We start from the raw sequence: 21,191 nt of genomic DNA, 5'->3' as shown, positions 1-21,191 counted from the left end.
TTCGATTTGATTGCGACGATTATCTAATTTCTATCTTTCAAACGTGTTGTGAAGCGATCCACAGAGATTGAAGGCGCAGCACTGGCAGCTTTCAGCATGTACGTCGTAATCACCGCTGATTGATTTGCCAATGGACGGATGACGATATCAGAATGCTTGCACGGTTCCAGCTTCGCGCCAGATGCGAGGCCAATCCCGTAACCAGCCGCAACGAGAGCTAGCATAACGTCGAGCGAAGCTGCGCGCTCGATGACGTTCGGTTTCTCATCCAAGCCTCGCAACAGCTTGGTAAAGGCCTTATCGTAGCCCTCATAGGCTTGGTGGTTCCACATGATCAATGGGGCGCGGAGAAGTTCTTCGATAGGCACTTCTTTGAAGGCGAGTAGCGGATGACGGGCTGGTATCACTGCAACCATTCGTGCATGCCAAATGGGTTCAGCAACAATGCCATCGCCAACCTCTTCTGTGTGTGTGAACCCAATGGTGAAGTCTCCCGACCTTAGTCCATGGAGTAGCTCAGAGAGCGTGACTTCTGTGAGACGAATTTCAACATCAGGCTCCTCCTCGCGACAACGTGCAAGGAGGTCAGACAATCTGGAATCGATCGCTCCGTGAGATACTGCAATCCGCATACTTACCCGGAAGCCCGCGGAAACCGCCTTCACATTTTCTCGGGCTTGATCCAAAGTGGTAAATAAACGGCGTACGTCCAGAAGAAATGCTTTGCCGGCATCGGTCAGCCGCGTTCCTCTTCGATCACGGTTGAACAGTAAAGCGCCCAAGTCGTCTTCCAGTTCCTTGATAGTCCTGGATAAAGGAGATTGTTCGATATGGAGGCGTTCAGCTGCTCTTGTGAAGTGCAGTTCCTCGGCCAAAACCACAAAGCAGCGCAGATGTCGCAGCTCCATCCGCAAGACTCCTTAACAGTCACAATCATCTGTGCCAACAGCAGAGGGCAAGGTTGGTTCGGTTGCTGGCTCGTATAATCGCGTAGGTTGGCGATGAATTTCCTGACGCAATTCATGATATGTCGACGAGATGCGCATCAACTCAAGATAGGATATCTAGTATAAATACCATTGAAATGCTGGCGCTGAGCAATCAAACAAGTCGACATGCAAACTGCGCATCTCTCAATGTCTTCTAAACCCACTCACTTCGGAAGCTGAACTGTTTGATTAACATAGAGGGCTTGACTCAGGCTGCCCATAGCACATCCGTACTATTGAACCCAGCAAATCAGGTGGCTATTCTTTCGAATCATCTTCACGACTGGCGCATCTGGACCATAGCGATACCACGCTGCAAAACATAGAATTACAAGAATCGTGATCAAGAAACTGATCATCAGCCAGTTTTCGATTTTCTTCAGCCATTCAGATGAAAATGAGGAAAAAGTTTTTCCCTCGGCAAGATTCATCTCTTCAGGTAACTCATACAGTGCAGCAAGTTCTTCGTTTCGTGGCGCCATGGTCACACCGCAAAAAGTGAGCAATAGTGCATAATTCAACCAGTTGGGGAATTGCCTAGGAGGAAGGCCTCAAAGGATTTCGACCTCGCTCTCCTGAAGCCAGCCAGCAGCAACAACGTTTCGCTTGGCGAGTGCAGGGTGGGGTGTGTATAAGACAATCGCCAGGCTCTTTTCAGCCCGACTACATGTCACGTAAAGCAGCCTACGAGTACGTGCTAGTGCGTTGTCCTTGCCGTCACGCTCGTTGTCCCGGTCAGTCTTTGTTGGTTCTTTTACACCCAGCAATTTGTCGTAGCTGAATAAGAAGCCGCCTGCCTCCTCATCGTTGATGACGACCATGACTCGTGGAAACTCCAGCCCCTTTACCCCTTGATGTGTACCGTAGGGTGAAAGGCCATCCGCATAACTCGCAAAGGCTGCAAGCTCCGAAAATGGACGCTCAAGGAATAGCTGGTAGGCGTAGTTGGTCATCGCGTTCGTATCTTCAGGATCTGGAGCCTCACTAGGGGCTCCCAGCACCATAGCCCCAACCAGATTATCAGGCACATCAAGCAGTTGGGTTTGCAACAGAAGCGTTGCGACCTCGCTCAGTGTTGGATCGTTTTTTTCGAAAAGAGAGAGCAGGGCATGCGTCGCGTCCTCTACACGTTGCATGTGGGCCGATTGATCCCCTGTTGATTGCATTGCATCCTTGCTGAGCAACGGAGAGCGAGAGCGTACGGCTTCAAGCACAAGGAAGTGATCGTCCTTTGCGGTAAGAATGGGAAGAACGCCTTCGCTGAAAACGCGAAGTGCGGGCAATGTTCCATCCAGCAAGCCTGTTTGAAGGTGCTCAACCCCGTATAGGGGCGTGAACAGCTTTTCGAACCCCATCCGCCGTCCAGCCATCTTATGTTCGAGGATCAAGGTTTTTCGGCCCGCAGAACCGGTAGCCCATTCGCCGTCGTCAGTGATTGCAGCCATCGACTGAGCGATGCCTTCCTCAAGATTTGGTGCCTGTTCTTGGCTTTGACTAATGCAGTACATGCGCACCACACCTTCAATGGCATCGGGCTTGGGGGTCTGCTGATGAGTGTCTGCAGTGCTTCGAATCACGTTGATAAGGTCTACAACCCTACGAGGACAGCGGCGATTAACGACCTTTTCAGGTTTCAACCAGTCATCCGGTATCGCTTTGTCAAGGCGCGTTACTCCATGGCCGTAAATCTGTTGCATGGTGTCGCCGAGTAGCCCCAAGCAGAAGCGAGTCTTCGCCAATTGCTGGACCTTCAGAAAAGCCTCCATTACTGGAGCGTGGGTGTCCTGACTTTCGTCGATCAATACGACTGGGTAGCGGTCTACTAGAACATCCAGCAAAGGGCGTTCAGGAACGAATGCTGCAGTTAACTTGATGATCTCATCGTGATTGAGTGCTTGCCGCTCTCTGTTGTCGCCAATGGGGCTGTAGATAAACTTCGTAATCTCGTCGAGATTCTCAAGTCTGCGTCTCTTGCTTTGTAGCTTCCGTCTGTTTGCTCGAGATGTTTTATTGTCGCCTCTCGAACGTGCTAGCTCGCCCTCGATCTTCTCAATGTCCTGGGGAAGTTTGATCCTTAGCCATTCTCTGATCTCATTGTCGAATCCTTGGATTAGGCGCCAGGCGAACGCGTGAATGGTTGAGACTTCCACGAGTGGATCAAACTCTAGCCTCCGAAGAATCTCATCACAGGCTGCGTTTGTATAGGTGATCACCGCAATGCGTCTGCCCTCGAATGTCAGGCGTTCTCGCTCGCGACCTTTGAGTTCGCGGATAGCTTCGACGAGTGAGTGGGTTTTTCCTGAGCCAGCACCTGCGTATAGAAAAAAACTCTTCGGGTCTGCCAGATTCAGGCAAGCCTGCATAGTGTCGTCGGCATCTGCGATAACTGCCTCGCTCATGGCGTCACCTCCGCGCACTCGGGTGGAATTACCAGCAGCTCTATTTGCTTGCTTCGCAATTTCGACTCAAGCCAGTTGAGGCCTTCACTGATGTATTCAGGGATTTCAAGGTTGGGGAAGTTCTTGTCGCCCAAAACGAGCAACACAAACTCTGCTTTCTTTCCTTCGCGTAATTCGTTGAAAAAACCTTCTCCGACGGCTTCCGATGTTTGCGCTTCATTCAAAACTTTTACGAAGGCCTTCATCATACCAGTGCCGTTTGTTTTTTCCGCAAAGTGACCGGCGTTGCTAAGCACAAAGCTGTCTTCAAAGGTATTTGGTAGGGTTTGTATTGCTTTACCAGTAGCGGGCAGGTGGGTGGAAATAGGAGTTTGATAGGCGATGCGCACCGAGTACAGGTCGTCGATCTGGTGCTCTTTTTGATTCGCTGGCAGCTCAAGCAGCTCATCCACTGTACTGCCCAGATGCATCAGTTTCATCCAGCTCCGCAATGTCGGATTGTTCGTAATCTGATCTGCGTTTCTTTGCACCGGTTTTGCCGCTTTATTCAACCCTGCATCGAGGTCTGTAATAACCAGAGTGAGGATGCCAAGCGCGTCAATTAAAGGCCTTAGTCGGTGTGCGTGACTGCCACCGATATCAAGGGTTGTGATGTAGCAGCGGTCAAGGAATGGAAACTTATTCCGCAAGAAATGCGGCAGCATCATTCGCTCTGCTGAGCCCTCTACCAAGATGACGGCGTCGGCGAAGAATATGTCTGCGTGCTGTGCCCGTAGGTACCTGGTTACGAACTCCTTCGTCTTTGTTCCATCGCCGAACACGTTAGAGAGGTTAGACACCGTCGACACCGGTACGCCGATGCCATACATCCCTGCTGGGAGTCGCCTGAAATACCTAAGATTCTGGTACTCCACTTCATGAGTTACATGGCTGGAGTGCGTACTCACCAAAAGCTGAGTCTTCAGATTTGGGTAGCGTTCAAGCAAAGCGTCTCGGCATAGAACTTGGTAGGCGTGCCGTACGAACACTTGCTGCACTTGAACATGAAGGTGGGCTTCAGGCTCTTCAATGAGCACGAGGTGGATGGGCTCGATGCGGTCTATTACCTCCGCGCTGGCGGCCCTGGTTTTTCTTAGCCACTCATCCCTAAAACCCATCAGCCGGAAAATCATGGATATCAGGTTTTGATATCCCAACCCGTTAGCGGTCTCAGGTAAATGAAGAGGAGGGGCTCCCGGGGCGCCCTGAATTGAATCCAACTCAAAAAGGACGGCAGCTTCATGGTTCATGCCGTCGGTTGCTGCTAGGCGACTTGCGACTTTGATGCGTGGGTCATTGCGGCCAGGGTAGCCCAATCCCTCGACCTCTTTAATAGCAGATTCGAAGCTGCTACTTAGCCTGGTATCGAATGCCGACTGGGCTGCTTCTATCGCCCGCAACGCTTCGAGATCTGAGATATCTGGGCTGTCACCTGGATCTAGGTGTCGGGAGTAATAGGATCTGAGTTGTTCCGAGAGTTTTCGGGCACCGCTGGGTCTAGTGTTATCGCCTTGATTGTCGTCCGAATGGTCGCCGAATCCCCGCTGTGCATTGATCTCGTGTACTCGAATTAATCCACTGAGGGGATTGCTTTCCAGAGGCAGGGAGGTAGGACTCAATTGCTGCATTTGAGCCATTCGAGTCGACTTGTGAGGCTTCTTAAGTTGTTGCGGATCTAGGCGATACCAACGAACCTTGAATTTATCTCCCAGCCGACGGTTCAAGTAATCATGGAGGCTCTGTGGCCATAGCGTCAGCGGGCTACCAAGCGGGTCCTCCTTCCCTAAAGCATCCTCAAGCTCTGCAACCCTCGCGCGCTCCTTGCGATAGTCCGTGTACAGCATATTCATATCATCTGGTTCAAGCAGGAAACGCATTCCCACAAGCCCCCCGCGCCACGCAAAGCTGGGAATGAGATCGCGGATGAAGTGGAATTCTCCTTGATCTGCCGACACCCAGATATCCAGACTAGGGAGCCAGTCGGCCCAGTCCTTGGCTGTAGGAATTTCAAAGTTTGCTGGTGGGGTCTCCCACTCCTTACCAATTTCGTCAAGCTTGGCGAAATGACAAAGAGTCAGATCCTGGAGCCGAAAAGAAGATCCCTTCGAAACCAAAAATCTCCGGAGTGCCAGCATGGCCGATGATTTGCCGCTGTTGTTTGCACCTACAAGCAGCGTGGTCTCATTAGCGAAGTCAATTCGCACAGAAAGCAGCTTTCGGAAGTTAGATATCTCTACGTGCTGAATGCGCATGGATCGTCCTTGAAAGCCGGAAGAGTGTCAGTTTGCTATCAATATAGCTAGCTGCCTATAACAATCAAAGAGAGACCTGATTAGCCCTGACCTTCAGCCGCTAGTCGCAGGATCTGCGCGGGGCTTTGTGGATGCTGCTGTTGCCCTTGCCACTCTAAAGTATACGGATGAAGCCTCGTAATCCTTATCCGACCGACATTTCCGAAGACGAATGGGCCTTTGCTGCGCCGTATTTGACACTAATGGATGCGCAGGCGCCACAGCGTAAGTAAGCGCTACGCGCGATGTTCAACGCGCAGCGCTGGATCGCACGGGCCGGCGCACCATAGTGATTGCTTCCCAACGATTTTCCGCCTTGGGAGGCGGTGTATCAGCAAACCCAAGGTTGGCTGCAGAGTGCGCTTTCCTGCGGGCGAACATACAAAGGTTGCGGTTCACTTCCCACTGGCCGATGCGTAGGAACCCAATCGCCTAGAAAGGCAATGCGCGATCCACCTGGCGAACAGGAGCGTGGTGGTACTCCCGCAAAGCCTCAAAAGCATGTTTCTGAGTCAGCGGGCGATGCCCGTCAAGGTCTATAGCCCCACTTCGCGATGATGGCTTCCAAGATGGCTTGATTCGGTGCAGTCGCGCCTGGACATGTCGTCAGATATACCCGGCGTGCCGCCGCCGTGGCCGGCGGGTTGAAGGCCGGACTCCATACCTGGATGGCGTGGAAGGTTGCGATCGGCGCTGCACATTCAGGAGACGGAGTGCCGAAGCCGGTCATGCTGGACATGCAAAGAAAGACCGAGCAAGGATCAGGCGCCTGGGCGCGAGCTGGGGCGCTCAGGCCGAGGCCTAAAGCCGCAGCCAGTGCGAAAGTGGCGGCAGTGGTGCGTGGCTTCATGACAAGTACCTCCCTGGTAGTGGTTGAAATGACGTGCTCGCTTAGATGTGGTGATGATGGCACGCTTTTACTTTGGCTGGGACGCCGTGCCTAGCGGCAGCGCTCTTTCCCAGCGTGACAGGGTGCCGTCCTCGTAACCGTAGAACACTGCTCATCGCGTGACCAAGCCGAATTGCATTCCAGGGCTCCCGCCAACTCCACGCTCCCCACCACGGCCTCTGTCCATCTGATCAAGCCGAGGGGGCAAGGACGTCCATGTTTTTGCAGCAGGCTCTCTACATACCTGACGCGCATCTGTGGCGTACCCGTTTCACTGGGCTGTAGGGGCATGTACCGGTCTTGGTCACCCACACCGTTACGGCTCCCGCTCAGGTATGCTCTGGCGTCGTCAAAACTCAAGGTATTCCCATGGAAGGGCTGAAAAGTGTGACGCAGGGCCTGTTAACCGCTACGGCCTACTGCTTGGCGTTTCAACTGTCTTGGCACTGCTCACTGGATCAGTGGTACCTGCCAGCTGGTCTTCGGATCGCAGCGTTGCTGCTCGCCCCTTCTCGCTTGCTACCCTGGATACTGATGGGCGATGTCGCGGCGTTGCTCATGATTCGGGTTCCCGCGATCAGCAGTGTCGGTGTCAATCCTACCTGGGCCTACGCAAGCCCCTGGATCCTGGTCCCGGCCATTGCTCTGGTCCCTATTGCTATTCGGGCAAGGTATGGGGCAGTACATCGCGCAGGAGCGTCACTGATCCCGATGCTTCTGGTCACGGCAGTCTGGGGCGCGCTCTGCACTCTGGGGACCAACATCATGCTCGACGGACCTTCGTCGGCAATAAGCGGCGTCAAGTTCGCCCGTTTCGCTGTAGGTGACTACCTCGGAATGTTGATGGTGGTCCTGCCGGTGCTTCTATGGATGCGCCGCCACGACGAAGAGACGCCCAGCCGCCTGACGCCTCATTGCGCACTGGCGGTTCTGGCGACTGCATTGATCTTTGCATTAGCAACACTGCCGCAAAGTAATGTTGCACGGTTGGGCTTAATGTCGTTGCTGATCGTTCCTGCCGTTCTACTCACCTGGCTGCATGGCTGGCGGGGCGCGGCCATCGGCGTTGTGCTGGCGAATACCGCTCTGGCATTTTCACTGCGAAATACGGGTGTGCTGGGGGCCTATGACTCAATAGGCTTTGTTGTGCAGGTGATGCTCGCAACAACGGCTACGGGACTATTCGTGCTGGGCGCGCGTATCTCCAGCACCCTTGCCGAAGTGCGCCTGCGTCTGCGAGGCGAGCAACAGGCATTGGATACGGCAAAACTGAGCTACCTATGGGCTGAGCGGGAATTGCGCGAGCACGTGATCGAGTACGTCGACATCGAGGTACAGATGAACCGACTACGCCGCGACATCGAAAGTCATCTCAAGTCACGCGGACAACATGAAGCCGCCATGCGGATGATTCGTACGGGCTCTATCCAATCGAAGATGCTGCACGAGTACATCAATGCTTTGTACCCGCTGGAGATCGAGACGCATGGGCTCTATCACGTTTTCCGTTCGCCAGGCTTCGCCAGTTCCAGTCACACAGAAATCCACCCAGTCATGCTACGCGGCAATCCCATGCAATTGTCTGTTGGGCTGCAGCTTGCCGTCTACAGATGCACCCAGCAGGCGATTGCCTGTCTGCCTCCAGCAAGGCGTCATACCATCAAGGCCAGGGTCGGAAAACTGCGCGGGCTCCAGGGCATTGCTGTATCTATTTACGGGGATAAGCCAGAGAGCAAGCCTGCCAGTCGGACCGCTCTTGAGAACACAGCAGAGTTGTCCAGCAGGGTGCGCTCGTATGGTGGCACCTGCCGGCGCCACCATACGGGCAAGATCAGCTTCTTTGTTTCCGAACCAACAGGGACACGATCAATTTTTAGGTACGATGAGCCAGCTGTTACCACGCGGGAGTGTCTGTAGCAGCACCGTCATACCATCTCCTTCATATACGACTGTACCGTTCGGGCGTGAACCCGCCGCCAGGATCGTGGTGCGGTCTGCATCGATACCAACCGGCATGACCCAACGGGTACCGTCGATCCACCCGATTGCAGTTCGGACATCGCCACTAGGGCCATTGACTTGCAGGTAGCGGATCCCATCTCGCTCGAACGTATACACGTGCAAGGTGCTGACAGCCGAGAGATCAGTAGCAGAGGGACGACTGGCCCCCAGCCCTGTTGTTGCTGCAGCGGGGCTATGACCGACATCCGGACAGCACGCCGCCGCACTGTATGACAGTGCCAGTCCTAGCAGTCCCACTGCCACTTTTGCCGTACGTTGGAAGTTACGCATCACATGTCCTTTCCCCTCGAAGAGGGAGTGCTCGCCTGCGGTCCAGGCAGCTGCGACGGTACGCGATCCAGAGCTTTCCTCGGTTGACAAATATCGTGCGGACTCGACCGGGCACGCCATTGCAGAGGGTGAGGAATTGCCGTTCCCGGATGTCAGATTTTTCCTACCCAGGCAACCTTGTCCCTTGAGGTGGCGGCCGCTAGACCATGAGAGGACGGTCTGGAGGGGAGCAGGTAGTGGCAATCTGCCTTGACCTATGCCAGAGTTCGACCCAACCTGCCTCAATAGCACATAAGGATAATGGCCCTAGCAGGCGCTCATCTCCGCACCCCCGGCGGCGTCTTTCTCGTCGCTGTGCCTGTGTCTGAACAAAAATTCTCTCGCTTCATGATTGCGTTACGCGTTTGACTCCCCACCACCTGCCTGGGCTACCTATTGCCTTCCGGGCTGTGCCCTCTATATCCCTCGTTCTGCTATCCCCGCCATCCATCTGCACCCAACAAGACCGACGAGTCCCGCCATGAATGACCGCTCACGCCGCTCACGCCGCTCACGCCTTTCATTTTCACGTCTCGCCGCAGGCTTGTTGCTTGCGGCCGGTCTTAGTGTTGGGCCCGCGAATGCAGTGGGAGTGATTGTCAATGACCCAACGTCGATGGCGAAGGCCTTACAGGAGTACGCAGAGCAGGCTAAGCGATGGACCGAGACGCTCAAGCAGTATCAGCAGCAGCTGGATCACTATCAGCAGCAGCTCATCAAGCTTCAGCGTTTGAACCTAGGGACGTCCACCATGGCTGACAACTTTGCCGAACGTCCAGAAGACTATGGCCTGGAAGACGACTGTCCGGGTGCCCCAAAGACTGGCCTCGCAGGGGTGCTCCAGCAATTCAAGTCTCTCGCCCCCAACATGAAAGGAAATATGGTGGAGGAGCAAATGAAGGTCTGCACACGCATGGTGCTGGCAAAAAATGCCAAGTACAACGAGTCGGTACGCATGCTCAAGCGCCTTATAGAACGCAACAACCAGTTTAAAGCGATTGAGGCGCAGCGCGACCGAGGTGGCACCAGCCAAGGGGCGCTTGCTGCCAACGATAACGAAGTTCAGCGTTTCGTAGCACAAAACGCCATGGACCTGGACTACTGGCAGGCCCAGATGACGGCATATGACAGCTATATCGTCGGGCTCAAGGAAGATCAGTCGCGATTGGCCAGAAAAGCTTTGGATGGCGACCAAAATAGCTGGCTCAAACCGCTGGGACAGCTCGTGCAGGCCGCAACGCTGAAAGCCGCGTTATCCAATTGATCGCTACACCACGACAGACAGGCAGAAGGTAATGGACGCAATTCTCCACGGAGCGATGAACTGGTTGCAGCCTTTGGCGGATATCGGCCTCGGTGAGTTCGTTTTCTTCAAACTGGTCAACGACTACTTCAGCAACGAGATTCAAGAGTTCGGCTTGGAGTTGATGAGCCGCGCTATGAGGTGGGTCAGTACGATCGCTTTGACAGTGACCACTCTGTGGGTACTGATTCTGGGCTATCGCATCGCAACCGGGCAGTCGCGTGAAAGTGCAATGGCGACCATGATCAAGGCCGGCAAAGTCGCGATCATCATCAGCCTTGCTTCAGCTGTCGGGGTCAATGGCGCAATGCTGCACCAGACTATGACCCAAAACCTAGACAAGGAGATCCACGGCCTGTTCACGGGTGATAAGGACAGCACCGCCTCCGATGCTATTGACCAAAATCTTGCCTACACGCAGGTGGCGCTGACCGCGCTGGATGCGGTGCGCGTCGACCCAACCGATCCGGAGGCAATAGAGAAGAAAGGCCGCGCTGTATTGATGGCGGGCTTCGGCACCGCCAGCCCGCCGATGGCAGCTGGGGCGATGCTGCTGTTGTTCAAGTTCACCATGGCGTTCCTGATCGGGATCGGACCAATTTTCATCCTGGCGCTGATCTTCGACCAGACCAAGGACCTGTTCAAGAAGTGGTTGTTCTACGTGATCGGCACGCTGTTCTCGATGGCCATGTTGTCGGTGGTCACGGCGATGGTGCTGAAATTCACAGCAAAAGTGGCCGCGGCCTACTGGGCTGCCCGACTCATCACACTGGGCAATGCAGAAGGGTTGTCTAGCCAAGCCCTGCAGCAGGGCGGTATCGGACTGATCATGACTGGATTGATCATCAGCGTGCCAACGTTGGCGGCGGCGATCTGGCAGGGTAATATGGGAACGTTCATGGCATATTCAGCGTTTGATCGTGGCGGAGCGGCAAGTCCTGGACCACAGGGGCAACCGGCAGGATCGTATATGCCACAGCGGTCATCTAGTTCTACAGATCGGCCTGCTGAGATAGGTAGTGATACAGCCAGAACAGGATCCCGCTCACTTGTTCAACCTAGTGGTTCTGAATCTACCCCTGTGCCAGGATCTCGCGGCAATGCTGGAAGAAATGAAAGCGGCAATGCATAAAATTGCCGGGATTTGGTTTTTTTAGAGGGCGTGCATATATGAGTTTCAACAGATTTGCGTTGTTATTTCTTATGATCGTTGGGATCCCAGCAATGGCTGAGCAAGGCTGTCCACCTGGGCAATATCCGATTGGTGGGCAGGGGGTAGCCGCATGTGCGCCTATCCCCCAAGGAAGCTCTCAAGAAACTGCACCAGCGCCTCGGCCGCTGGGGAAATGGATTAAGACCTGGGGAGCTGTTGCAATTGATGGAGAGGGTGCCGTAGGAGTTGACTACGGGAAACTTTCTAAGCGTGAAGCGCAGAAAGGCGCCATCGCTAATTGTGTAAAAGCGGGTGGAAAGGAGTGCCGTGATTGGGCTACCTATCACAATCAATGCGCAGCTGTTGCAGAACCTTACAAGGATGGAATATCTGTTGCTGGTAAGCTGCAGTTCGTAGGAAATGCGGAACTTGAAGAAGCTAAGGCTGAAGCGGAGAAAAAGTGCACCGCTGCAAACAACAACTCATGCCGAGTAATGTATTCCAACTGTACCGAGCAGATTTTTGAAAAATTTTGATACACGCTTGGATGTAACTATAGCCCTGAACGAGTCTCATACATTCAATACAGTCGCCGGCACAGAACGGCGGCTTTTGTGAATTCATTCCCTATTACAACAACGATCCATTAGCCTTCCGCACGCTCGGTGTTCCCACAGATTATTGGCTGCCGGTAAACCCTGCGACGGGCACTTACGTTGTGACTTATCCCAAATGCTTCAACCCCGTCTCAGCACAGATGTTTGCACGCGTTTGCCAAAAAGCGCTTCCTGCAGGCATCCCTCAAAGCTCGTCCGTACCCCTGACCACGTCCGCCGTGAGTTAAATAGAGTTCGCAGGAGCGATGTAATGGATAGCGTGTTTCCCTCCCAAAACGCACATTGGTACCGGTCACCCAAGGGCGTTCGGCGCATGTTGACTATCCTGCTGATGTCAACCTTACTGACCGCAAGTTTGGTTGTGCTGGCCTATCGAACTTCGTTCACGGTCCTGCTGGACCTTGCACAGTATGCGGCCACAATCTGTGCTGTATTGCACTTCGCGATAGTTGCGATGCTGCTGGGTCTCATTGCAGGTGCTTTGACAGTTTGGAGAAAGCTGCAAGCAGAGGGAAAACATACTGAAGAACTGAAACAGCTTCGCCAGGTTATTGTCAATGCGACTGCAATGACGCTGCTGATGTTCATGCTTGCAGTGGCTGCGGCATGCGTTCCCTATGTGATGGATGTCATGAAGAAGTTCCCCGAATTTGGGGTGGTCTTTGCAATCATGCTCATTGCCTTGTTGATACATCGCGTCAACATTAACCGCATCTGTGAACGACTTGCGAACTCCATGACAGCCGCGCAACGTTCTGCACAGCGCACGATGGCCGCATGAAAGGGAAGCTGGGGATTAAAATTGCTAGCTCTCTTGTCTTGGTTTTCTTGGCAGGATGTAACCCCATGAATACTGGCTCTGAAAGACACGACACCGACGCGACCACCACCGACGGCGATCCGGTCTACCGCAAGAACCCGCATCCGACACAGGCGTACCGGATCACGATGACCATCGAGGATGCGCCGGGGCCGTTTGAGTGGATATCAGGAACTGCGTTCTATGAAATGACCAACCACAAGCAATGCACGCCAATCGAGCCTATTGCAGGTGTCTGGAGCAAATCTAAAGAAGATGGAATACCCATCCATTTTAAGAAAATCAACGAATCTACATATGTGGCGACGATCTACGCAGATGGAATGGTGGATTCGGACTACTATGGCAAGGGCGTCTGCCGATGGGAGCTAACTAGCGCAGATGTTTCGTTAAGAGCTACCGGTAAGCATGAAGAAACACGATTTCAGCCAGGGATATATAAAGATAAATTGCTTAGTGGCGAGCCGGGGGTGACATATTTCTGGTCTGGCGGATATCCGAAAGATGAAATGGATAACTATCCCGACTCTGGCCATTCGGACCCCACTCAGTTCAAAGAGAGTTTGCGCAACCAGTTGTTCAAAGTGACCCTGTTTTCCACCAAGGAAACGCCATGACTCTGACTGCGCAACAATATGCTGCTTTGGCGAGCGATGTTTATGACGAGCCACGCGAAACCGGTGAAAATAGTCGAACGGTAGATATCGGTGGTGCTCCATACAAGCGGCTTGAATACGTTGATAGGCCTTCTGGCTATCAGGGCATGATCTACAGGAGGGTCGACACAGGCGAACTTGTTGTCGCCCATCGCGGCACCGAGTTTGAGCGGCAACTCCAGCAGGATGGTGTGTCCGCGGATGGCGGGATGGTTGCAGCACGTCACAACAACCAGTCAGACGATGCAATTGAATTGACCCGCCATGCAATGGAGACAGCTGAGCGACTAGGCAAGCGTGACGGGCACAAACCCGACGTCTTTGTCACCGGCCATTCCCTCGGTGGCAACCTGGCCCAGGTCACCGCCCACCACTTCGGTCTCAGGGGCGAGACCTTCAACGCCTACGGCGCGGTCAGCCTGGATCGGCGGATTCCAGAAGGCGGCACCGACGTGATCAACCACGTGATGGCCGGCGATGCCGTCAGCGCTGCCAGCAAGCACTATGGCCAGGTGAAGGTGTATGCCACACCACATGAGGTTGCCACCCTGGAACAGGCTGGTTACGCCAATACCGCCAGTGTGCTGGATGCGCGCAATCCGTTTGTTGCCATCCCCCTGGGCGATTCGCACCGCATCCACAACTTCCTGCCAGTGGACGGCAACGGCAATCCGGATCGCTCGGTGTTGGAAGACCCTAAAGCGCAGCAGTTGGCGCAACAGTACTCACCGATGATCGACAAGTACCGCGACGACGTAGCGTCGATGCGCCTCGGTGCCACGCTCGGTACACGCAGCATGCAGGCTATGACCTTGGCCGATGGCATCGATCAGTTGCGCGGCCCGCTCGCATCCGGCGCAGGGCGCGCGGACATGGCAGCGGCACGCTGGGAAGAGGTACGGCAGCGCATGCAGAGCGAGCATGCGCCGACATATGTCCCGCCAGGCTGGAAGATACCTTTGGGCCCATCTGACGGCGAAGTGGATGCACCGGCAGCGCCGCGTGGTCGGTTCGGTGAGCCTGTATCCGCATCGGTTCCCAACGATCCGCTTTATCAGGCCATCCACAGCAAGCTCCCCGCCGGCACCTCGCCGGCCGAGGCCATGCATGCCACGGTCGAAGCCAAGCGTGTGGGTATCCTGCGTGTCGATCAGCTGCAAAGCGTGACCTCGCATCAGGACGCGGTTTGGATCGTTGGCCAGACACCGGGCTTCCGGGTCAAGGTGGATCTGTCCGAGACCGTGCCTCCACTGCAGGAAAGCATCCGCCAGTCACAGGCCTTGGATGCTCAGCGGTCCCAGCCGGACATCGCTCAGCAGTCGCCGATGCGGGCGCTGTAAAGATCACTTAATAGAGCGCTATCACGTCAGTCGTAATGAAACAGGGTAGCCGCGTGTTCGCCGTTATCGGCTTCAAGCTCATCAGATTGGGTAACCACCATCACTTTATCAGTAGCGTTACTGCAGATCTGGACGAGACTGAGGTCTGTGTGTTAAAGAAGCCGATGTACTTCAGGTGAATTAATTTATATTTAGGTCATGCATCTATGAGGCTTTCTGTTCTTTTGGTTTTTCCAATTTTATATCTTCCTATAACTGCTTGTGCTCAAGGCTGCCCGCCAGGGCAGTATCAAATTGGTGGGCAGGGAGCTATCGCATGCGCTCCGATTCCCCAAGGAAACTCAGAACCGGCGGCACCTGCACCTCGTCCGCTAGGAAAATGGATCAAAACCTGGGGAGCGATAGCGAGCGACGGTGGGGATAACTTGGGTGTTGCAAAGGGCAAGTTGAAAAAGTCAGATGCTCAAGAAGAAGCGTTGTCAAAATGCAAATCTGTGAGCGGAAAAGAGTGTCAGGTGGATTTCGTATACGAAAATCAGTGCACTGCAATTGCAGAGCCATATAAGAATGAAAGTGCCATATCAGGGGTGCTTTCGTATACTGGCGGCCCGACAATAGATGTCGCGAGTAGTGACGCTCTCGCAAACTGCACTAAACACAACAAGGGTTTAGACTGTAGAGTGATATATCAGGCATGCTCTGAGCCTTATTTTCAGAAATACTGATCCGCTTCACGAGCCAAAAATAATTACTAGGTCTACAGATTGGCCTGCTGAGATAGCAAGTGATACAGCTAGAACAGGATCCAGCTCAGTTGTTCAACCTAATGGTTCTGAATCTACTCCTTTGCCAGGTTCGCGCGGCAATGCTGGAAAAATGAAAGCGGCAATGCATAAAATTGCCGGGATTTGTTTTTTTGAAGAGGCCGTGCATATATGAGTTTCAACAGATTTGCGTTGTTATTTCTTATGATCGTTGGGATCCCAGCAATGGCTGAGCAAGGCTGTCCACCCGGGCAATATCCGATTGGCGGGCAGGGGGTAGCCGCATGTGCGCCTATCCCCCAAGGAAGCTCTCAAGAGACTGCACCAGCACCTCGGCCGCTGGGGAAATGGATTAAAACCTGGGGAGCTATAGCAATGGGGTCTGTCGACTCTATTTTTAGCTACGGCGTAACTACTGGCAAACTCTCGAAATCTGAGGCTGAAAAGGACGCACTCAATCGTTGCGCCTCCCATGGCGAAAAAAACTGCAAGATCGGGCTTGCTTATAATAATCAATGTGCTGCTATAGCCGAGCCAAAAGTTAACGGGAAGCCATTTTCAACTGGCTTATCAAATTTTGTGGGTGCTGGGACAACTGTTGAAGCAAGTAATGTCGCTTTAGAAAGGTGCAGAGCTGACAATAGACCTACGCCGGGAGTAGAGTGCAAGATTATTTATGAAGCATGCTCGGAGCCTATTTTCGAAGCTTATTGATCACTCCCAGTAGGCACCTCAATAGGCCCAGACTTCGACATCCGGTTTGACATTCATAGCCGTGGCTCGGAGATAGACGTGAACGCTACTGGCTCACACTCAAACAAACCAATGAGGGGTACACCTTCAGTCATCAAGCGAAGTGGATGCGTCTGAATGGATCGGCGGTTATGAGTTTCCTTCCCGGAGCGTCAGGTATGGGTTGTTTGGCGGAAGCTCCCCGAATACACCCTGCCAACGCTCAAGCAGGTAGCCGTGGAGCCGTCGCGATTTGCGAGGTCCGGTTACTTCGCACGTCCAGATGTTCAGGCCATTGGCTTGCTTACGGTGTAGATGTAATTTCTCAAATCTCTTTTGCGCCCACTGCCAATCTGTCATCTCTTCACGCTTGGCATAGTCAGCGATTTGAGGATGTTCTTGCGCATAGCGTTGAAACACACCTGGGCTTACCAGATAGACGGCATCCGCCACGATATGCACCAGCGCCTTAGCGTCGTTGATGACGAGTCGGCGCGATGCAATCGCCTGCTGTAGCCATGTCACGAAATGATCGGCTGACATTTGAGTTGAGATGCTATTCGACTCATCCCTGGATGGTTGGGTACTGGTCGACATTGGATTTTTGTTCGCTAGGACGGATTCGCTCACCTGGTGTGGCTTTGCGGGAGCTTCAGGCGTTGGCTGAACCGATGAGTTTCCTTGGTCATCGGCCTTCGGTTGATCTGGTTCCCCAATCATTGCCAGCAATTCATCCATCATATCCGGGGCGTTTCTCGCTACGGGTTGTGTGCTCAAAGAAGGCTTCGATTCCAACGGCGGATTGGCTCGATCTTCGGCGGTGTCCTGCATGGAAGAGTCAAGCAAGTCCGGCGCACTCTCGCCGGTTGCCTCGGCACCTTGGCCTGTTTCAGCAAGCACCGTCCCCGCGTAGGCGGCCGGCCGCTCACCAGCCTCCCAGATCAGGGCGGGCGAGAGCCGCAGTAACGTAAAGGCATGTGACCAGCCGCTTGAGCTGGTCACCGTTGCACGCCAGATCGCTTTACCGTCCGGTGCGGGCTGGAGCATGCTGTGCTCTTGAAGAACGTTGAACACAGCTGAGTTGTTCGCTGGGATGCCGTCTATGCCTTGCGATAACAGGTGGGCACGCAACTTGTCCGAGACGGTCTTGCTGACGAGCCAGAGCGCATCGTGCGTCAGCCAGCCATCGGACGCCTGGGGCTGATTTAGTTTCAACTCTTCCTTGAGCAGATAGCGCAGGCCGTCAAGCAGCTTGCGCTGCAGAGCATGCTTCGGTGCGGCCATCGCCTTTGCCGGATCTCCTCCCAGTTCTTGGGCGACAGACGCACGGTCGGCCTTGATCACCAGTTCCCCGAGCACCCCGGCATGCTCGTACTGTCCTGCCATGATGTACAGCAGCGCCGCCCACAGCGATGGGAAGCCGCTGAGCCAGTCAAGGATGAAGCGATCGATCACCTGGTGGTACAGCAGGCTGGTAGCTGCACTGTGCAGGCGGTACTCGCGATCCTCTCGATAGCGGAATCGGTAGGGTTGCTTCAGCGGGCCATGCCAGGGGTGCCAGACACTGCCGTCGGCCTGCTCGACATGCAGATCAACAGCGATCTTGCCGATGTCGTGAAGCAGGGCGGCGTAGGCGGTGGCGGCGGTCCAGGCTTCGGCTTGTGCGGCCTGGTCTTCGGGTGTTGCGCCAGCGGGCAGCAGATAGGACTGCCTCAGCTTGAGCGCGTAGGCAACGATTTCAAGACCATGGTCGAGCATGCCGCCGTGGTAGGCATGGTGGTGGCTCTCTGAGGCGGGAAATTGCTGCACAAGCGCGGCGTAGCGCTCCAAGGGCGTGCGGTACAGCGTGTCGAACTGCTGGCGAGACAGCGACGTGCGCTGCCAAATGTGTTCCAGCAGCTTCTGACGGCGCGGGGTGGCGAGCAAGGACGCGGCCGTCTCCGGCCGCGTCAGCCCTTTCGGGAGGTCGGTGGTGGGTCCTGGCGACGCAGCGGCAGCGACCGAAGCCCTTTTTCGCTGGAACAGGGAGAGCATGTAGGTGTCCTGATAGCGGGCCGTGCGGGAGGCCTTTTAGCCTTTTCGGGGTAGGGCCTTTCCCCTTGCACCCCATTCCCTTGCCATTTCTGCCCTTTGGTCTTTAACCGTTTCGGTATAGCGAGGCGCAGATTGCGGCTCCAGCGTCAATGTGGAATCCGCTTGTGTGGATTGGGCGGCGACCCTCTGTGCTGGCTCTGCCTATGCTGCGCGGACGCCGTTTCAGCCAAGAGGGTTTTATCAGGTGACAAAGTTGACAAAGGCGACAGGGGAGACTAGGGTGATTCCTGTCTTAAACCTGCCTGGGAGATGATCATGTCCAATTCCATTGAATTAATTGCCGACCGTTTGCCGCGCGTCACGGTGGAGGATGTGCGTCGCTTCGCCGCCATTGTTGATATCCGAGATGCCGGGGCTTTCGCGGCCGAGCTGCAGGCGTTCGTCCATGAGCGTGTAGAGGCGGTGGAGCTTCCCGCCCGCCTGGAAATGGAGACGATGGAACAGACCTTGGCACGCAAGGCGGCCGCGCTGCGCGCCGAGACGCGCTGGGCACCGAATGAAACCGAAGTCCAGCGTGGCCGCACCGCGTTGCTGAAAACCTTTAACCAGCCGCATAACCTGCCGATCCCCGAATTCGCCAAGTTGGCTGACAAGTCGCGTCAGCAGATCTACAAGGACATCCTCGCCCGTCGGTTGCTGGCACTGAACGTGGGGCCGCGCGGCCAGAAGCTGCCCGACTGGCAACTCGACCCGGTGAAACAGCAGTTGACCCAAGCCGTCCTCCAGGAGGTCGAGGGCATCGACAACTGGACGATTTACGGTGCGCTTTCCGAACCGCTCGAAGGCTTGGGCGGGCGTTCGCCGGTAGATGCGGTGACGCCAGACTCGATCGACAAGGTGAGCGAGGCCGTGTTCAACGTGCTGGGCGTTCAGGTGCATTGAGGTGAGACTGCCATGCGTCACGAGTTGTCGTTGTTCCTGATCGATGCGGGTGAACTGCTCCAGCATGTGAGCCGCATCGTCTATCGGGGCAGCCCGCTGGGTAATCCCCCCGCAGATCAGCAGGGGCAAGAAGTGGAATTTTCTCGTAACCTTTCTCGAGGAGATTTCCATGAAGACATCACGCTTCACCGACAGCCAGATCATCGCGGTGCTCAAGCAGGCCGAGGCCGGCACGCCAGTGCCAGAGCTTTGCCGTGAGCACGGCATCAGTTCGGCGACTTTCTACAAGTGGCGCAGCAAGTTTGGCGGCATGGACGCCTCGATGGTGTCCCAGCTCAAGGAGCTGCAGGACGAGAACCGGCGCCTGAAGAAGATGTACGCCGAGGCCCAGCTCAGCGCCGATCTGCTGAAGGAGGCAATGGCAAAAAAATGGTGAGGCCATCTCAACGCCGGGAGATGGCCCTGCAAGTCGTGGAAGGTGGGCGAACTTGCATCCGGCACGCCTGCCAGACCTTCCAGATCAGCCAGACCTGCTACCGCTACCAGGCCAAGGCATCGGATGAGAACGCGCTGATCGCTGACTGGTTGATCCGATTGACCACCGCTTACCGCGACTGGGGCTTCGGCTTGTGCTTTCTGCACCTGCGCAACGTCAAGGGCTTTGGCTGGAACCACAAGCGGGTGTATCGCATCTATCGGGAGCTGGAATTGAACCTGCGGATCAAGCCGAAGAAGCGGCTGGTGCGCGACAAGCCCGAGCCACTGGCGGTGCCCGAGTCGATCAACCAGGTCTGGTCGATGGACTTCATGCACGACCAGCTCAGTGACGGTCGCAGCTTCCGATTGTTCAACGTGATTGACGACTTCAACCGCCAAGGGCTGGGGATCGAGGTTGACTTGTCCTTGCCATCGGCCCGGGTGATCCGGTCGCTGGAGCAGATCATCGAATGGCGCGGCAAGCCGCGCGTGATTCGCTGCGACAATGGACCCGAATACATCAGTGGTGCACTACTGAGCTGGGCCGAGCAGCACGACATCCGGATTGAGCACATCCAGCCAGGCAAGCCACAGCAAAACGCCTACGTTGAACGCTACAACCGGACGGTACGCTATGGATGGTTGGCCCGAACCATGTTCGACTCAATCGAGCAGGTGCAAGACAAAGCCACACGATGGCTATGGACCTACAACCACGAGCGTCCGAACATGGCGCTCGGCGGCATTACCCCAATGCAAAAGTTGGCACTTGCGGCATAACTCCACTTTTGGCGACTGCTACAAATGGGGGGATTACCGCTGCACTATGGCCGCAGCAGCACCAACCGCTACGACGACCCGACGAGGTCCTACGGCGTGCTCTACCTGGGCCCCGACCTACCTACGGCGCTGATGGAATCGGTGTTTCACAAGCACCAGTGGCTTGCGGACACCACGCGCTCGATCACGCTGCAAGAAGTCCAGGGTCGGATGGTGCGCGCCGTGGGCGTTTTGTGCGACTTGCGCCTAGCCGATCTCACGGCACCGGGCGTCATGGCGGGCTACTTCGGCTTGAACCTGGAGCAATTGGCCAGCCGCGACTACACGCACACACAGCAGGTATCCACCCAGGTGCATGCGATGCTCGGCGACGACGGCCTGCCGCTGTACGACGGGGTGCTCTATCCGTCGCGCAACAACTATCCCGCCAAGAGCATTGCCCTGTTCGAGCGTGCGGAAGCGAAAGTCAGGGTCATCAAGGACATCGACCTGGTTGACCACGTGGACTGGCCGGGTTTCGTTGCTACCTATCGCATCGGTGTGGAGCCCGACCCTGGGCCGGTGGAACCGGATGACGAAGCGTCCTAAAGCAGCAAAAGAGTACATTGAGGCCCCAAGCAGAGTGAATTGGACCA

16 protein-coding genes and 2 pseudogenes are annotated in these 21,191 nt (G+C 55.1%); 13 read left to right on the top strand and 5 right to left on the bottom strand.

The features are described 5' to 3' along the window. Positions 1-23: 23 nt before the first annotated feature. The 4 genes from QRN38_RS22195 to QRN38_RS22180 form a co-directional block, all read right to left on the bottom strand. On the bottom strand, positions 24-908 hold the full coding sequence (locus QRN38_RS22195) for a LysR family transcriptional regulator (RefSeq protein WP_057417721.1): 885 nt from the start codon (positions 906-908) through the stop codon (positions 24-26). A gap of 314 nt (positions 909-1,222) precedes the next feature. Beyond that, positions 1,223-1,471, bottom strand: a complete 249-nt coding sequence (locus QRN38_RS22190) for a hypothetical protein (RefSeq protein ID WP_217998285.1) — start codon at positions 1,469-1,471, stop codon at positions 1,223-1,225. 69 nt (positions 1,472-1,540) lie between these two features. Then, a complete protein-coding gene (locus QRN38_RS22185) occupies positions 1,541-3,388 on the bottom strand; it encodes a UvrD-helicase domain-containing protein (protein WP_057417720.1) in 1,848 nt (615 codons plus the stop codon). Beyond that, positions 3,385-5,679, bottom strand: coding sequence for an AAA family ATPase (locus tag QRN38_RS22180; RefSeq protein WP_057417719.1), 2,295 nt, complete (start codon positions 5,677-5,679; stop codon positions 3,385-3,387). Before QRN38_RS22180 ends, QRN38_RS22185 begins: the two co-directional genes overlap by 4 nt. Positions 5,680-5,846: 167 nt before the next feature. Here QRN38_RS22180 and QRN38_RS22175 point away from each other — a divergent pair. The 10 genes and pseudogenes from QRN38_RS22175 to QRN38_RS22135 form a co-directional block, all read left to right on the top strand. Beyond that, positions 5,847-6,008: pseudogene (locus tag QRN38_RS22175) on the top strand (transposase); the annotation flags it as partial. A 968-nt stretch (positions 6,009-6,976) separates the two neighbouring features. Beyond that, positions 6,977-8,524, top strand: coding sequence for an MASE1 domain-containing protein (locus tag QRN38_RS22170; protein ID WP_039418204.1), 1,548 nt, complete (start codon positions 6,977-6,979; stop codon positions 8,522-8,524). Between the two features lie 895 nt (positions 8,525-9,419). Then, positions 9,420-10,202: a hypothetical protein gene (locus tag QRN38_RS22165; RefSeq protein ID WP_235814513.1), complete on the top strand. Its 783-nt coding sequence runs from the start codon at positions 9,420-9,422 to the stop codon at positions 10,200-10,202. A gap of 31 nt (positions 10,203-10,233) precedes the next feature. Beyond that, entirely contained in the window at positions 10,234-11,373 is a 1,140-nt protein-coding gene (locus QRN38_RS22160) for a TrbL/VirB6 family protein (protein WP_057417718.1), read from the top strand. Between the two features lie 38 nt (positions 11,374-11,411). Next, complete coding sequence (locus QRN38_RS22155) at positions 11,412-11,930, top strand: DUF4189 domain-containing protein (protein ID WP_057417717.1); 519 nt, start codon at positions 11,412-11,414, stop codon at positions 11,928-11,930. A 331-nt stretch (positions 11,931-12,261) separates the two neighbouring features. Then, the gene (locus tag QRN38_RS22150) at positions 12,262-12,792 is read left to right on the top strand and encodes a hypothetical protein (RefSeq protein ID WP_057417716.1); all 531 of its coding nucleotides are present in this window, start codon (positions 12,262-12,264) and stop codon (positions 12,790-12,792) included. A gap of 65 nt (positions 12,793-12,857) precedes the next feature. After that, positions 12,858-13,448: a hypothetical protein gene (locus QRN38_RS22145; protein WP_217998284.1), complete on the top strand. Its 591-nt coding sequence runs from the start codon at positions 12,858-12,860 to the stop codon at positions 13,446-13,448. Further along, positions 13,445-14,827: a Tle-like phospholipase domain-containing protein gene (locus QRN38_RS22140; RefSeq protein WP_057417714.1), complete on the top strand. Its 1,383-nt coding sequence runs from the start codon at positions 13,445-13,447 to the stop codon at positions 14,825-14,827. The genes QRN38_RS22145 and QRN38_RS22140 overlap by 4 nt, the downstream gene beginning before the upstream one ends. A 206-nt stretch (positions 14,828-15,033) precedes the next feature. Next, the gene (locus QRN38_RS28070; protein ID WP_081025320.1) at positions 15,034-15,552 is read left to right on the top strand and encodes a DUF4189 domain-containing protein; all 519 of its coding nucleotides are present in this window, start codon (positions 15,034-15,036) and stop codon (positions 15,550-15,552) included. 210 nt (positions 15,553-15,762) lie between these two features. Next, complete coding sequence (locus QRN38_RS22135; RefSeq protein ID WP_081025319.1) at positions 15,763-16,305, top strand: DUF4189 domain-containing protein; 543 nt, start codon at positions 15,763-15,765, stop codon at positions 16,303-16,305. A 168-nt stretch (positions 16,306-16,473) separates the two neighbouring features. Here the strand turns inward: QRN38_RS22135 and mobH are convergent, their stop codons facing one another. Continuing rightward, positions 16,474-18,357 (bottom strand): MobH family relaxase, encoded by a 1,884-nt coding sequence (gene mobH, locus QRN38_RS22130; protein ID WP_057417713.1) that lies wholly within the window; start codon positions 18,355-18,357, stop codon positions 16,474-16,476. A 315-nt stretch (positions 18,358-18,672) separates the two neighbouring features. Between mobH and QRN38_RS22125 the strand changes: the two genes are divergently transcribed. The 3 genes and pseudogenes from QRN38_RS22125 to QRN38_RS22115 form a co-directional block, all read left to right on the top strand. Continuing rightward, positions 18,673-19,299: a hypothetical protein gene (locus QRN38_RS22125; protein ID WP_015471990.1), complete on the top strand. Its 627-nt coding sequence runs from the start codon at positions 18,673-18,675 to the stop codon at positions 19,297-19,299. 169 nt (positions 19,300-19,468) lie between these two features. Further along, positions 19,469-20,556, top strand: a protein-coding gene (locus QRN38_RS22120) for an IS3 family transposase (protein ID WP_235814511.1) whose coding sequence is annotated in 2 segments (ribosomal slippage) — positions 19,469-19,721 and positions 19,721-20,556 — 1,089 coding nt in all. Because the reading frame shifts where the segments join, the coding sequence is not laid out codon by codon here. A 30-nt stretch (positions 20,557-20,586) separates the two neighbouring features. Then, a pseudogene (locus QRN38_RS22115) lies at positions 20,587-21,144 on the top strand (RES family NAD+ phosphorylase); the annotation flags it as partial. Positions 21,145-21,191: the final 47 nt, after the last annotated feature.

Origin of the sequence: Pseudomonas sp. CFBP2511 (genome assembly GCF_030209255.1) — a bacterium.
Lineage (GTDB): Bacteria > Pseudomonadota > Gammaproteobacteria > Pseudomonadales > Pseudomonadaceae > Aquipseudomonas > Aquipseudomonas avellanae.
The sequence above is the reverse complement of the archived record's forward strand: the minus strand, read 5'-3'. Positions and strand labels throughout refer to the sequence as shown.

What these genes read in the sequence shown, in the direction of transcription:
- QRN38_RS22150 (WP_057417716.1), top strand. Translation starts at nt 12,262, where the DNA reads ATGGATAGCGTGTTTCCCTCCCAAAACGCACATTGGTACCGGTCACCC.
- QRN38_RS22185 (WP_057417720.1), bottom strand. Translation starts at nt 3,388, where the DNA reads ATGAGCGAGGCAGTTATCGCAGATGCCGACGACACTATGCAGGCTTGC.
- QRN38_RS22190 (WP_217998285.1), bottom strand. Translation starts at nt 1,471, where the DNA reads ATGGCGCCACGAAACGAAGAACTTGCTGCACTGTATGAGTTACCTGAA.
- QRN38_RS22145 (WP_217998284.1), top strand. Translation starts at nt 12,858, where the DNA reads ATGAATACTGGCTCTGAAAGACACGACACCGACGCGACCACCACCGAC.
- QRN38_RS22195 (WP_057417721.1), bottom strand. Translation starts at nt 908, where the DNA reads ATGGAGCTGCGACATCTGCGCTGCTTTGTGGTTTTGGCCGAGGAACTG.
- QRN38_RS22125 (WP_015471990.1), top strand. Translation starts at nt 18,673, where the DNA reads ATGTCCAATTCCATTGAATTAATTGCCGACCGTTTGCCGCGCGTCACG.
- QRN38_RS22140 (WP_057417714.1), top strand. Translation starts at nt 13,445, where the DNA reads ATGACTCTGACTGCGCAACAATATGCTGCTTTGGCGAGCGATGTTTAT.
- QRN38_RS22165 (WP_235814513.1), top strand. Translation starts at nt 9,420, where the DNA reads ATGAATGACCGCTCACGCCGCTCACGCCGCTCACGCCTTTCATTTTCA.
- QRN38_RS22135 (WP_081025319.1), top strand. Translation starts at nt 15,763, where the DNA reads ATGAGTTTCAACAGATTTGCGTTGTTATTTCTTATGATCGTTGGGATC.
- QRN38_RS22180 (WP_057417719.1), bottom strand. Translation starts at nt 5,679, where the DNA reads ATGCGCATTCAGCACGTAGAGATATCTAACTTCCGAAAGCTGCTTTCT.
- QRN38_RS22155 (WP_057417717.1), top strand. Translation starts at nt 11,412, where the DNA reads ATGAGTTTCAACAGATTTGCGTTGTTATTTCTTATGATCGTTGGGATC.
- QRN38_RS22160 (WP_057417718.1), top strand. Translation starts at nt 10,234, where the DNA reads ATGGACGCAATTCTCCACGGAGCGATGAACTGGTTGCAGCCTTTGGCG.
- QRN38_RS22170 (WP_039418204.1), top strand. Translation starts at nt 6,977, where the DNA reads ATGGAAGGGCTGAAAAGTGTGACGCAGGGCCTGTTAACCGCTACGGCC.
- mobH (WP_057417713.1), bottom strand. Translation starts at nt 18,357, where the DNA reads ATGCTCTCCCTGTTCCAGCGAAAAAGGGCTTCGGTCGCTGCCGCTGCG.
- QRN38_RS28070 (WP_081025320.1), top strand. Translation starts at nt 15,034, where the DNA reads ATGAGGCTTTCTGTTCTTTTGGTTTTTCCAATTTTATATCTTCCTATA.